The organism is Pedobacter sp. GW821-FHT01D05, assembly GCF_059422505.1.
Genome location: NZ_JBWKXA010000004.1, coordinates 65,664 through 77,742, shown reverse-complemented (window position 1 = coordinate 77,742; position 12,079 = coordinate 65,664). Strand labels below are relative to the sequence as shown.

Here is a 12,079-nt window from a genome sequence, read left to right as displayed (position 1 = left end):
GCCTTTTTCCATTTAAATATGTTTTACAACCTAGCTTACGCCGTGCAATTTTACTTTTAATCCGTCCATGTTGTTGTTTAGCTGCAGTTGGCAGGCTAAACGCGAATTTGGTAGCAGATCGGGCAAAGTATCTAACATGGCATACTCATCGTCTGTCATTTCGTTAAGTTTCTCTTCGCCTTCTAACACATCAACGCAGCAGGTAGCGCATAAGGCCATTCCGCCACAAGTAGCCAGAATATCGTACTCTGATGCTTTTAAAAACTCCATCAGGCTTAAACCCATGTCAGTTGGGGCAACGTGTTCAGTAACGGAGCCATCCGGCTCTTGCATGTATATATTAATATTGTTTTCCATTTTTTAGCTTACTTATATTGATTCACAAATATAGTAGAAAGCTTAAAATTCTGAAACTCCGTTTACCGTTGTATATTTCATGGTATATTTCACACCTGGGTTCATGTAAGAATAAGCGCTGTGGCTCATTAATGCAGCCTCGTGGAAACCACAAAGAATCAGTTTTAGTTTATTGGTGTAAGTGTTGATATCGCCAATAGCATAAATTCCAGGGATGTTTGTCGAATAATCATCAACGTTAACCTCGATTGCACTTTTATTGATATTTAAGTTCCAGTCTTCAATCGGACCTAATTTAGGGCTCAAACCAAACAAAGGAATTAAGTGATCGGCCTCTACCACCGTTTTTTCCATGGTACGGTTCTGTACAATTTCAACCTGCTCTAATTTGTCAGTTCCCTGTACCGCCTGAAGGTTGCTGTTTAAAATCAGATTGATTTTTCCGCTTTCTGCCAATGCCATTACTTTAGCAACCGAATCTGGAGCACCACGGAAACTCTCGCTTCTGTGCACCAAAGTTAGTTCAGAACAAACTTCTGCTAAGTAAATGGTCCAGTCTAAAGCAGAGTCGCCACCACCAGCAATCACCATTTTCTGATCACGGTACTTCTCTGGGTCAAGGATCATATAGTTTACACCCTTACCATTCTCAAAGTTCTCTAAGTTTTCTACAGCAGGTTTACGTGGCTCAAAGCAACCTAAACCACCTGCAATTACCACAACTTTAGCTTCGATAACGGTACCCATATTGGTCGTTAAAACGAAATCTGCTTCGCCACGCTTTTCTAAACCTTCTATACGCTCGCCCAAAGTAAACGTTGGATGGAAAGGTTTTGCCTGCTCCATTAAGTTATCGATAAGTTCCTGGGCCAACACAGAAGGATAACCAGGGATATCGTATATCGGTTTTTTAGGGTAAATTTCAGACAGCTGACCACCAACCTGAGGCAGGTAGTCAATTAAATGGCAACGCATTTTTAATAAACCGGCTTCAAAAATGGCGAATAAGCCAACCGGACCAGCGCCTATTACGGCTATATCAGTAGTGATCATTAAAAAAAATTTGACGCAAAGTTACAAAATAAAGTATTATCAATCCTGCTATTTAGAAATATTCTAGATAATTTTGTAATCCAGTTGTATTCAATATTTTATATGCTTTGGGTTGGGTTAAAACAAAAGTTAAGGGTTTTTAGGTGTTTAAAGCAAATTATAATTGGTCTATGGATTTAGTGGGAAATTTAATCCGCTTACTCTGCCATATCATAAAAAGATAATATTTTAGCTTTGCCAATAACCCGTTCCCCTTCATGAATATGCCATACCTGTCCAACATGTAAATATTGATGGAGCGATGGGAAATCAAGAAATCTAACTTTTACAATCTTTTTCTCCCCGGGCTCGATCGTTGGCCATTCGCTGAAATTAAGATCACCAATGTAAGTTTGCAATATTTGGCCCTGTTTATATTCAAATACATGATTAGGTCTGAAGCCTGATATAATCCCAGTCTTCCTTCCTCCTTCACTTGTTGGTTTTAGTTTCAGTTCCGCCTTTACTAAAACGAGTGGGTTCGAGTTTTCATACTCTATTTCATTAAAACTTACCAATGTGTATTTGTCATAAGCCATTAAATCAAAAATTTTTGATTCACCTGTTGCTAACCATTTTTTGTAAATAAGCGCTCCATTTTGATATAAATACAGCTGATTATTTTTAATTTCTTTATGAATTTTCATCATCATAACTCACAACTTTACCAACTCATCCCTAAATTTTGAAATACAAAGCTCCATACATCAGCCGCTTCTTCAATCACCTTTGTGGTAGGCTTTCCTGCACCATGGCCTGCTTTGGTTTCGATCCTGATTAAAACTGGGTTTTCGCCTTTGTATTTATCCTGTAGGGTTGCTGCAAATTTAAATGAATGTGCAGGTACCACGCGGTCATCGTGATCTGCTGTTGTTATCAATGTTGCCGGATAATTAACACCGCTTTTTAGGTTATGGAGCGGCGAATATTTAATTAGGTAATCGAAATCTTCCTTTTTGTCGCTACTTCCGTATTCAACTGCCCAGCCCCAGCCAACCGTAAATTTATGGTAGCGCAGCATATCTAAAACACCAACAGCTGGTAAAGCCACTTTAAACAGATCGGGTCTTTGGGTCATACAAGCACCTACCAAGAGCCCGCCGTTTGAACCGCCAGATATGGCAATTTTAGATGGATTGGTATACTTCTCTTTAACCAGGTATTCGGCTGCGGCAATAAAATCGTCGAAAACGTTCTGTTTTTTCGATAACATTCCGGCTTTGTGCCAGGCTTCTCCATACTCGCTTCCACCGCGTAAACTCGGCTGAACGTAAATGCCACCACGCTCTAAAAACAACAAACGCGAAAGACTGAACCCAGGGGTTAAACTAACCTGAAAACCACCGTAAGCATACAAATAAACCGGATTGTTACCGTCAAGCTTGATCCCCTTCTTTGATACGATAAACATAGGTACCTTGGTACCATCTTTTGATGGATAAAACACCTGTTTGGTTTCGTAATTATCGGTATTAAATTGGAGTCCAGATTTTTTATATAATATCGATTCGCTCTTGTTGATGTGGTAACGATAAATGGTGCCTGGAGTAGTGAAATTGGAAAAGGTGTAAAAGAATTCTTTATCTTCTTTGTAGCCGCCAAAGCTATCAACAGTTCCAATTGCGGGCAGTTTTACATCCCCAACTTTTTTTCCGGTTAAATCAAACTGAATAATATTGGTACTTGCATCTTTTAAATAGGACGCCCATAAAAATCCTCCTCCACTTCCGATTCCCTCTAGCGCCAATTTCGATTCAGGGATAATCTTCTGCCAGTTTTTAGGATCGGCATTTTTAGGGTCGACCAAAACCACCTGTTTGTTTTCTGCGCCCAGGTCGGTGTTTACCAGCAGTTTATCGCCAATATTATCAACAACGCTGTGGTTGTTTTCAAAGCCCTTAACCAATAAGGCAATTTTGCTATCCGGCGCTTTTAAATCCTGGTAGTATAGTGCGTTGCCTGAAGTACCCGCATTGGCGTAAACCACCAAAAAGCGTTCATCTTCGGTAACATTGGCACCGAAATATAGATTTGGATTGGTTTTGTCTTCAAAAATTAACTGATCATTTTGTTGCTGATCGCCCAATTTATGGAAATACACTTTTTGGTATTTATTGGCTGCAGAAAGGTCGGTTCCTTTAGCGGGTTCATCAAATTTACTGTAGTAAAAACCATCGCCCTTCCAGGCTGCGCCAGAGAATTTGGTCCATTTCAGCTCGTCAGTTAATTTGGTTTTGCTGGCTATTTCCATTACGTAAATATTGCTCCAGTCCGATCCGGCTTGTGCAACCGAATAGGCCAGGTATTTTTTGTCGTGCGAAAAGCCCAAAAGCGAAACAGCTGCCGTTCCATCTTTTGTGAGTGTATTTGGATCCAGAAAAACCTCTTCCTTACCTTCTAATCCTTTTTTAATAAACCAGATGCTTTGGTTTTGAAGCCCGTTATTTTTGGCGAAGAAATAATATTCGCCAACCTTAAATGGTGCACTTTCTTTAGGGTAGTTCCACAATGCTGTTAAACGCTTTTTAATGTCGGCACGGTAGGGGATTTGCTCAAGATAGTTTTGGGTAACCTTATTTTCGGCTATAACCCAGGCTTTCGTTTCAGCCGAGGTATCGTTTTCTAGCCATCGGTAAGGGTCGGCAATTATGGTTCCAAAATAATTATCTTTTGTGCTGTCTTTTTTCGTTTCAGGGTATTTCATCAATGTTATTTTTTCTGCAGGTTTTTTGCCTTGATTGCAGGCAAACACACTTAATGCAAATAAGCTCAATACAATTTGCTTTTTCATCTTTAATAAGATTTGTTTACTAATATATGTCTTTTTTTTCTTTGGGTTGATTACGCAGATTTAGAGATTTTTCCTTTCGGTGTGATTGCACAGATTTTAGGATTTCACAGATTAAGGCGTTTTAAGCTTTAGTCTTTCTGCTTTAGTCTTTAAGCTTTTTCCTTTGGGTTGATTACACCGATTTTAGGATTTCACAGATTATAGTCTTTCAGCTTTTTGCCTTACCTTTGAATTTGTACATGGTTAAGAATATTTACTTCGCTTCTGATTTTCATTTAGGCACACCAAATTATGCCGAAAGCCGTGCCCGTGAAGCGCGTATTGTAAGTTGGTTGAATTTTATAGAACCAAATTGTAGCGAACTGTTTTTAATGGGCGATATTTTCGATTTCTGGTTCGAGTATGCTAAAGTAATTCCGAAGGGATTTATCCGTTTACAGGGTAAATTGGCGGCTATGGCCGATGCCGGGATAAAAATCTATTTTTTTAAGGGTAACCATGATATGTGGGTGCGCGATTATTTCACAAAGGAAATTGGCCTGGAAATCATCAGCGATGAATTGATCATGGAAAGAGAGGGCAAGAAGTTCTACCTGCACCACGGCGACGGCTTAGGGCCTGGCGATAATAAATATAAATTCTTAAGAAAGATTTTTAGAAGCAAACTTTGTCAATGGTTATTTGCCCGTTTACATCCAAATCTAGGGATCGGTATTGCCAATGGATGGAGCCAGGGCAGTAGGGCTGCGCAAACTGAAAAGGAAGTTTTTTTAGGTGAAGATAAAGAATGGCTGGCCATTTATGCCAAGGAACAGTTGAGTAAGGAACATTTTGATTATTTTATTTTCGGACATAGGCATCTGCCGCTCGATATCGATTTGGGCAGCGGAAGCAGATATGTAAATATCGGCGAATGGCTCAACTATAATTCTTATGGGGTTTTTGATGGTGTGGATTTGAAATTGGAGTATTACAAGCCAGATGCTTAATTTTTAAGTTCTTTTTTTCGGAAAGCAAAGTCTGTAGCTTTTTCTAATGTCCGTCGGGCTTTTCGTTATAGTCCCGATGAAGAATTCTACCGTGTGGACACATCTTTGTTAGCCTTTATTTGTTTTTAACACATATTCCAAAGGCGATCGTCATGCTGAATTTATTTCAGCATCTTTCCTGCTATTAACAGATTCCGATTCCCTATAAATACTAGCTTGGAAATAAATTTGTTGTTTTCTGCTCTATGCCGCGGTGGCATGGTACTTTGGAGCGCCAAAGTACCCAAAGCGCTTTGTCAATCCAGCAATGGGCTCTTTACACAATCTCACGCACATCAAAAAAACAGCGGCACTTTGTTTTGTGTTCAGCACTTATTAAAGCTTTAAAATTTGCATTTATGAACACAAAACCACTGCGTTTTAGGTTTGTTCGTTCCAATTGTAATGAACTACTCCTGTTTTTTTGATTCTCCAGGCCCTTGGGATTGACGGCGTTCTTCGGTAAAACCTGTAATTTATTAAAGCAAGCTAGCAAAGCGTATAAAAAAAACCAAACCAAAAGATGTGTCCACACGGTAGGATGAAGAATTGGGAGCTGCCACTTCATCCGATAGCTATCGGATCCCGTTTAGGTACGCAGGTTCGTGCTTATGTATACCTGCCGCTAATTATAAACCCGATAAAACGGAAAGCCCGGAACGAGGCAGGAGTGAGGACTTGAAGTGATAGCGGGACTATCGGCTGCCACAGGCACAGAACTGTTCGTTTCCAAAACCTTTAAATAACTTTTTTTGAATTTTCCGACTGGCAGCAACATTTTGATTTTTTATCTGGCTTGAGTATTACGTCCAAACGATTAACCAATCGCTAATCCTAAACAAACTAATTCAGCTTTTTTCCTTATTTTTGCATTTCCTGAATTTTTGGACCTATACGGACCGTCGGGAAATTTCAACAAGAATAAATATGTTAGATAAATTAGAAGCTATAAAGCTGCGTTGGGAAGATGTAGAAGAATCGTTGAGCAATCCGGATGTAATTCAGGATATGAAACGTTTTGCGGCTTTAAACAAAGAATATAAAGACTTGGGCAAAATTGTAGACGAATATAAAATCTACAAAAATGTGATGAGTAATATTGATGCCAACAAAGAAATTTTAGCTACTGAGAAAGATGCTGAAATGCGTGAGATGGCAAAAGAAGAACTGGATCTTCTGTTAAAACAACAGGAAGAAATGGAAAGTAATATCCGTTTGATGTTGATTCCTAAAGACCCTGAAGATGCTAAGAACGCGGTATTCGAGATCCGTGGTGGTACCGGTGGAGATGAGGCCGCTTTATTTGCCGGCGATTTATACCGCATGTATACCCGTTATTTCGAAACCAAAGGCTGGAAAGTGGAAACTGTTGATGTAACGGAAGGGACAGCAGGCGGTTATAAAGAGGTAATTCTGAAAGTGAGTGGCGATGATGTTTATGGTCAGTTAAAGTACGAAAGCGGCGTACACCGCGTGCAACGTGTGCCAGATACAGAAACCCAGGGCCGTGTACACACTTCGGCAGCGTCTGTAGCAGTTTTGCCTGAAGCTGAAGAAATTGATCTGTACATTAATCCTGCCGATATAGAGCTGCAAACTTCGCGCTCAGGTGGTGCCGGCGGGCAGAATGTAAATAAAGTAGAAACAAAGGTTCAATTAACGCACAAGCCATCGGGTATTGTGGTGGTTTGTCAGCAAGAACGTTCACAATTGGGTAACCGGGTTATTGCGATGGAGATGTTGCGTAGTAAACTTTACGACATCGAATTGCAGAAAAAGAATGGTGATATTGCCGCTAAGCGTAAAACAATGGTATCAACCGGCGATCGTTCAGCGAAGATCAGAACCTACAACTATCCTCAGGGCCGTGTTACGGAGCACCGTATCGGATTAACAATGTACAACTTGCCAAGCATTATGGATGGCGATATTCAGGAGATTATTGATGCGCTTCAGTTTGCTGAAAATGCAGAAAAGATGCAGGAAGGTGCTGTAGGATAAGGGGTTATATATTTTTTGAAAAAAAGTTTGTGAATTAAGATATAGTCTCTATATTTGCAACCTCGAAAGAGACAAGAGGTTCGAACTTTAAAGAGAACAAAAGGAGTGGTAGTTCAGCTGGTTAGAATGCCTGCCTGTCACGCAGGAGGTCGCGGGTTCGAGTCCCGTCCATTCCGCAACAAATGCCTTAACTTGAAAAAGTTGAGGCATTTTTGTTTAATAATCGTTTTGATTAAAATATTTAGAATGAGGTTCAGTGTGTTACGTAATTATTGATTAAAAAGTCGATTATTATAGTGATAAACTGAATATAGTGTCTATATTTGCAATCCCGCAAGGGGAAGAGGTTCGAACTTTAAAGAGAACAAAAGGAGTGGTAGTTCAGCTGGTTAGAATGCCTGCCTGTCACGCAGGAGGTCGCGGGTTCGAGTCCCGTCCATTCCGCGAAAATAGTTTTAAATTCAACTAAAAGCCTGTAAATTAAATGTTTACAGGCTTTTTCGTTTTCTGGAAACACCAAATTATTCAATTTTTTATTCCCAATATCATTCCAATGCTGTAATACGCGTTTCTTTTTTTTAATGAGGCAGCCAAAATAATTTGTGAACAAGTACTATGAATTAATAGACAAGACCACACCATGTCTATTCAGCTCAAAAACCGTAAAACTGGTAAATAAAACAGTATTCTGTATAAGCCCATTGCGGGCTTTAGTGACGAACTTTGCGGTGCCGCTGGTGAGAAATGCGATCTGAAACTAAATAACCTTGAATTAGTAGAATAAGATAAACTTTATTGCAATGAAAACAATTTTCAGGATAATGTTATTAGCTTTTATAATGGGAACTTTATTTTCTATAACGGCCTGCAATAACAATAAAAATCAAGAAAAAATGACAACAGAAAACACTGCGATTCTTTTCCCCAAAGGAGAAAAATTAACTAATGGATATTTTACTGGAGATGCTTATCTGCAGACACTTCTGGCTAGAGATAAGAACAACAATTTTGTCTTGGGTAGCGTAACTTTTGAACCAGGGGCAAGAACCAACTGGCATACACATCCTAAAGGGCAGGTGCTGATTGTTACCGAAGGCGAGGGTCTTTATCAGGAAAAAGGGAAAACAACCCAGACCATCAAAAAAGGTGATGTGATCAACATACCAGAAAATGTGCAACACTGGCATGGAGCCACGATCAGAACAAAGATGGTACATATTGCCATTACCAATTACGAAGGTGAAACTAACGCAGTTTGGTTAAACCCTGTAACTGATGAAGAGTTCAACGCTGCCAATAAAAATTAAGCCATGAGAATAATGGGCAAAAGCAAGTTTTTAAAATGGCTACTATTTTTTGTGCTCACCATAAGTATGATCAAAATGAATGCACAACCTAACAAAACAGCTAATGCGGATTTGTCTGCACAACAGCAAAGTTTGGTAAAGATTTCGGCACTTACAGCAACGGGAAACCTGCAACTGTTAAAAGTGGAATTGAATAAAGGGTTGGATTCCGGACTTGCTATTAACGAAATTAAAGAAGCCCTCGTTCAGCTTTATGCGTATTGTGGTTTTCCAAGAAGCCTTAATGCCATTAACGTTTTTATGACTGTAGCAAAGGAGAGGAAAGAAAAAGGGATCAGTGATAAAGTAGGGAAAACAATTATCGTAGAAAATAATTCTAAAAATAAGTATGAACAGGGCAGAAAAGTGTTGGAAGAACTGACCAAGACACCACAATCAAAACCTGCCCCGGGCTTCGGAGCATTTGCACCACGTATTGATGCTTTTTTAAAGGAACATTTATTTGCAGATATTTTTGTTAGTGACGTGTTGAGTTATAAGCAAAGAGAAATGGTAACGATTGCAGCCTTGGCCTCAATGCCTGGTGTAGAAGGTCAGCTGCAGGCTCATATCAACATGGGAAAGAATACAGGCATAACTGAAAATCAATTGGAGCAATTAGCAATGCTGGTTGAAGCAAGCGTGAATAAAACACAGGGAAATACCATCAGGAAAATAGTCGGGAAACCATTGCTTCCTGTAATTGAGAAGGATATGATGGTGCGTATTTCTGAAATAGAAATTTTACCCGAATACCTCGAAGAATATAAATCCATTTTACGGCAGGAGGCCGCCGCTTCTATAAATATTGAGCCTGGTGTAATTGCCATTTTTCCTATGTTTCAACAGAAAACCCCTACCGAGGTTAGGATCATAGAAATATATGCCAATAAGGCAGCATATCAGTCTCATTTGCTAACACCGCATTTTCAGCATTACAAAACAACCACCCTAAAGATGGTAAAAGCATTAAAACTGGTAGATATGAACAGCCTGGATAATGAAACAATGCTAAAGGTTTTTAGTAAACTTAAATAAGATAGGTTAGGGACGAGAAAGGATGTGGTTTTTGAAATCGTTAAGGCTAAATCAACGAATCCGTATTATCAAAGTGATTGAACTGTTATAATTTGCAGCCTGACAATAGATTATGCATATTTTTCGGCTTCAGTCAATTCATTGAATTCCGGTATTCATTGGGCGAATGCCCAACCTGTTGTTTAAAGAAACGGGTGAAATGTGAGGGATATTTAAAGCCAAGCCCATAAGCAACCTCGCTTACCGATTTGCTGGTATCAAGGATCTGTTCTTTCGCAGCATCAATCAGTTTTAAGTGTATATACTCTAGCGCAGATTTTCCTGTTTCTTTTTTTACCAGGTCTCCGAAATATTTTGGAGACAGGTTGAGTTGCGCTGCACAATACGAAACGGAAGGTAATCCCAGCGTTTGCAGCTTTTCCGATTTGAAGTACTCATTCAGTAATCCCTCAAATCCAGTCAATACATCCTTATGGATATGTTCTCTGGTGAGAAACTGCCGGTCGTAAAACCGAACAGAATAATTCAGGAACATTTCGATATTGCTAACGATCAACGTTCTGCTATGCTTATCAATTGGATGAGCGAGTTCATACCGGATCTTATTAAAACACTCCAGCACTATTTCTCTTTCTGCATCAGATACATGAAGTGCTTCATTAACATCGTAAGAGAAAAAGCTGTATTTGTTAATACATTTGCCAAGATGGGTTCCTCGGATCAGATCGGGATGAAAGAATAATCCCCAGCCTGTCGGCTGTATCATGTTTTCGCTTTCCTCAAAACCAAATACCTGCCCGGGTGCAATAAAAAGAAGTGTTCCCTCTTCGTAATCATAGTGATTGCGGCCATATTTCATCTCCCCGCACTTCTCGTCTTTTAAAAAGATCATGTATACATCAGAAATATAACGTGCCTCTTTTACCGGCTTTGATAGCGACTGATCAAGAACACTGACCAAAGGATGCAGGGTTTTCTGGCCGCGCTCGTTATTGATCTGGGCTACACTTTCAATTCTAAGGGGATTTCCCATGACTTCGTTATTTTAAAGTGAAAATAGCTTAAGTATTTCAATAATCCCCACAGAAGCGCTAATGAACAGAAATATTGGTAAGAGAAACAGGAACCTGTATAACGATCTGATGCAAAAGTATAAACTGAACAAATAACAACTAGCCTTTACCTTTATCGATCTCTTTGGCAAGCCTAATGCGCAGCTTGCCCGCCAACAGGTTAAAGCTTACCTGAACATCAGCGAAAGACCTACAACGCAAAGTAAAAGACGGCACGTTAAAGTCTGTAAAACTGCCCGGTGGCGATTGTTTTTACCTGAAAGATTTACTGGCTGCCTACCTGGAAAGCCAGCAAAAGGACCGTATTTAATTACCCCTGCTTTACCTGTTGTTTACCCTTTGTTGCTACCAAGTTAACCCCAACGTTACCCCAGGCTTACCCCGGCTTTACCTTTTGGTTACCTAAAAGGTAAAGCCAAAGCTTGCTTTCGCAGAATGGCAACACCGCTTACGGTTATGTTGCCCTTAAGCAGGCTGCCACAGGTGGCCTGCTTAAGGGCAACGCGGACCAACCATAACGGTTCATTTTAGCTCATTATCCGTCTTAATTGGTCCATTTCAGCTCATTTTAGCTCAAAATGAGGTGCCAATACTGTTAATCCACTAGGTTTGGACATGGATTTAAACATATCGGTATAACAGCAATCCTTTTATACAAACATTTTTTCAATAAAAAACAAAAATTATGGCAACATATTCAAAAGGCGCAAATGGCGCATTCTCGGAAAAAGTAGGCCGTGTAATTGGCAGCAACTGGCGCAGCACAGATTGCCTGAAAGGTCTGCCTAAAAAGAGCAGTAAAACCAGTGCCGAACTGCAGCCCCTGAAATCCATCAGGTACTTTGCCGATTGGACCATTAAGAAAGAAGCAGATAATGATTGGCCTAGCCAAGACGGATTGACGCTTGAAAAGTCGCTACGGGTATTAAAACCAGGCGGAAAACTCATCTCGATCTCTGGTCCTCCCGATCCGGATTTTGCGCAACAAATCGGTGCATCCTGGTTCGTGAAACTGATTATGCGCCTATTGAGCTCAAAGGTAAGGAAGAAAGCAAAAAGGCTAAATGTGGATTTTTCCTTTCTGTTTATGAGCGCCAGCGGATCTCCGTTGAATGAAATTACGACGCTTGTAAACGCGGGGGCTGTTAAACCTGTGATGGATAAAATTTTTCCGCTCCAATAGGCCAATGAAGCAATAGCTTATGTAGAAAGTGGCCGTGCCAAAGGAAAAGTGGTAATAAAAATCAAGTAAATAATCGATGAATGTTCGGTTGTATTTTTGTTTGTTCCACAACAAAGGCCTTAACTTGGAAAGTTTAGGCTTTTTGTTTCTTTGACTTTAATAATTTTTAA

Annotated in this window: 10 protein-coding genes and 2 tRNA genes; 7 read left to right on the top strand and 5 right to left on the bottom strand. The window is 39.9% G+C overall.

Features of this window, described 5'->3' with window-relative positions; all coding sequences use genetic code 11:
• Positions 1–30: 30 nt before the first annotated feature.
• The 4 genes from AC07VK_RS15415 to AC07VK_RS15400 form a co-directional block, all read right to left on the bottom strand.
• Positions 31–357: a 2Fe-2S iron-sulfur cluster-binding protein gene (locus AC07VK_RS15415; RefSeq protein WP_025141835.1), complete on the bottom strand. Its 327-nt coding sequence runs from the start codon at positions 355–357 to the stop codon at positions 31–33.
• A gap of 42 nt (positions 358–399) precedes the next feature.
• Complete coding sequence (locus AC07VK_RS15410; protein ID WP_029274634.1) at positions 400–1,410, bottom strand: NAD(P)/FAD-dependent oxidoreductase; 1,011 nt, start codon at positions 1,408–1,410, stop codon at positions 400–402.
• A 197-nt stretch (positions 1,411–1,607) separates the two neighbouring features.
• A complete protein-coding gene (locus AC07VK_RS15405) occupies positions 1,608–2,102 on the bottom strand; it encodes a hypothetical protein (protein WP_492961560.1) in 495 nt (164 codons plus the stop codon).
• 11 nt (positions 2,103–2,113) lie between these two features.
• Positions 2,114–4,240: a prolyl oligopeptidase family serine peptidase gene (locus AC07VK_RS15400; RefSeq protein WP_492961558.1), complete on the bottom strand. Its 2,127-nt coding sequence runs from the start codon at positions 4,238–4,240 to the stop codon at positions 2,114–2,116.
• Between the two features lie 239 nt (positions 4,241–4,479).
• On the opposite strand from AC07VK_RS15400, the gene AC07VK_RS15395 reads away from it, so the two are divergent.
• The 6 genes from AC07VK_RS15395 (at position 4,480) to AC07VK_RS15370 (ending at position 9,653) form a co-directional block, all read left to right on the top strand.
• The gene (locus AC07VK_RS15395; protein WP_492956034.1) at positions 4,480–5,229 is read left to right on the top strand and encodes a UDP-2,3-diacylglucosamine diphosphatase; all 750 of its coding nucleotides are present in this window, start codon (positions 4,480–4,482) and stop codon (positions 5,227–5,229) included.
• 966 nt (positions 5,230–6,195) lie between these two features.
• The gene (gene prfA, locus AC07VK_RS15390) at positions 6,196–7,269 is read left to right on the top strand and encodes a peptide chain release factor 1 (RefSeq protein WP_057933254.1); all 1,074 of its coding nucleotides are present in this window, start codon (positions 6,196–6,198) and stop codon (positions 7,267–7,269) included.
• 102 nt (positions 7,270–7,371) lie between these two features.
• A tRNA-Asp gene (locus tag AC07VK_RS15385) sits at positions 7,372–7,445 on the top strand.
• Between the two features lie 194 nt (positions 7,446–7,639).
• A tRNA-Asp gene (locus AC07VK_RS15380) sits at positions 7,640–7,713 on the top strand.
• Between the two features lie 449 nt (positions 7,714–8,162).
• Positions 8,163–8,576: a (R)-mandelonitrile lyase gene (locus tag AC07VK_RS15375; protein ID WP_492961556.1), complete on the top strand. Its 414-nt coding sequence runs from the start codon at positions 8,163–8,165 to the stop codon at positions 8,574–8,576.
• A gap of 3 nt (positions 8,577–8,579) precedes the next feature.
• A complete protein-coding gene (locus AC07VK_RS15370) occupies positions 8,580–9,653 on the top strand; it encodes a carboxymuconolactone decarboxylase family protein (protein ID WP_492961554.1) in 1,074 nt (357 codons plus the stop codon).
• 133 nt (positions 9,654–9,786) lie between these two features.
• Here AC07VK_RS15370 and AC07VK_RS15365 read toward each other — a convergent pair whose 3' ends face one another.
• On the bottom strand, positions 9,787–10,686 hold the full coding sequence (locus tag AC07VK_RS15365) for a helix-turn-helix domain-containing protein (protein ID WP_492961552.1): 900 nt from the start codon (positions 10,684–10,686) through the stop codon (positions 9,787–9,789).
• 725 nt (positions 10,687–11,411) lie between these two features.
• Here AC07VK_RS15365 and AC07VK_RS15360 point away from each other — a divergent pair.
• Positions 11,412–11,909, top strand: a complete 498-nt coding sequence (locus AC07VK_RS15360; RefSeq protein WP_492961550.1) for a zinc-binding dehydrogenase — start codon at positions 11,412–11,414, stop codon at positions 11,907–11,909.
• Positions 11,910–12,079 lie beyond the last annotated feature (170 nt).

Bases quoted from the DNA above. Each gene is read 5' to 3' on its own strand.
- AC07VK_RS15365 (WP_492961552.1), bottom strand. From the start codon at position 10,686: ATGGGAAATCCCCTTAGAATTGAAAGTGTAGCCCAGATCAATAACGAG.
- AC07VK_RS15370 (WP_492961554.1), top strand. From the start codon at position 8,580: ATGAGAATAATGGGCAAAAGCAAGTTTTTAAAATGGCTACTATTTTTT.
- AC07VK_RS15360 (WP_492961550.1), top strand. From the start codon at position 11,412: ATGGCAACATATTCAAAAGGCGCAAATGGCGCATTCTCGGAAAAAGTA.
- AC07VK_RS15410 (WP_029274634.1), bottom strand. From the start codon at position 1,410: ATGATCACTACTGATATAGCCGTAATAGGCGCTGGTCCGGTTGGCTTA.
- AC07VK_RS15375 (WP_492961556.1), top strand. From the start codon at position 8,163: ATGACAACAGAAAACACTGCGATTCTTTTCCCCAAAGGAGAAAAATTA.
- AC07VK_RS15405 (WP_492961560.1), bottom strand. From the start codon at position 2,102: ATGATGATGAAAATTCATAAAGAAATTAAAAATAATCAGCTGTATTTA.
- prfA (WP_057933254.1), top strand. From the start codon at position 6,196: ATGTTAGATAAATTAGAAGCTATAAAGCTGCGTTGGGAAGATGTAGAA.
- AC07VK_RS15395 (WP_492956034.1), top strand. From the start codon at position 4,480: ATGGTTAAGAATATTTACTTCGCTTCTGATTTTCATTTAGGCACACCA.
- AC07VK_RS15415 (WP_025141835.1), bottom strand. From the start codon at position 357: ATGGAAAACAATATTAATATATACATGCAAGAGCCGGATGGCTCCGTT.
- AC07VK_RS15400 (WP_492961558.1), bottom strand. From the start codon at position 4,240: ATGAAAAAGCAAATTGTATTGAGCTTATTTGCATTAAGTGTGTTTGCC.